Source organism: Legionella nautarum (genome assembly GCF_001467895.1).
Taxonomy (GTDB): Bacteria; Pseudomonadota; Gammaproteobacteria; order Legionellales; family Legionellaceae; genus Tatlockia; species Tatlockia nautarum.
On sequence record NZ_LNYO01000023.1, the window covers coordinates 115,422 to 115,821 of the forward strand.

A 400-nucleotide genomic window follows, 5' to 3' on the forward strand; every position below is an offset into this window, starting at 1 on the left:
GTTGACTACTTGAAAAAAATTGCAAATCCAATTGCAGTAAAAATAGGCCCAGATACTTCCATCAAGCATCTTATAAAGACCATCCATGCCTTAGATCCAAATTATCTTCCCGGGCGCATCACACTGATTCCCAGATTAGGAGCGCAATCTGTCCGCGACCTTTTGCCCCAATTAATTGAGGCGGTGAAAAAAACAAAACGCACAGTGTTATGGAGTTGTGATCCCATGCATGGAAATACCGAAACCACCAATTCAGGTCTAAAAATTAGAAAACTAAGTAACATTGTTGAGGAAATTAAGAGTTCTTTTTTGATTCATAGAAAAATGGGCAGCAAACTTAATGCCATACACCTGGAAGCAACACATCTGGACGTGTCGGAGTGCTTGGATTATCAATCAT

1 protein-coding gene is annotated in these 400 nt (G+C 40.0%); it reads left to right on the forward strand.

The features are described 5' to 3' along the window. Positions 1-9: 9 nt before the first annotated feature. On the forward strand, positions 10-400 hold a 391-nt coding region (locus Lnau_RS16440), incomplete at its 3' end, for a 3-deoxy-7-phosphoheptulonate synthase (RefSeq protein WP_274520280.1).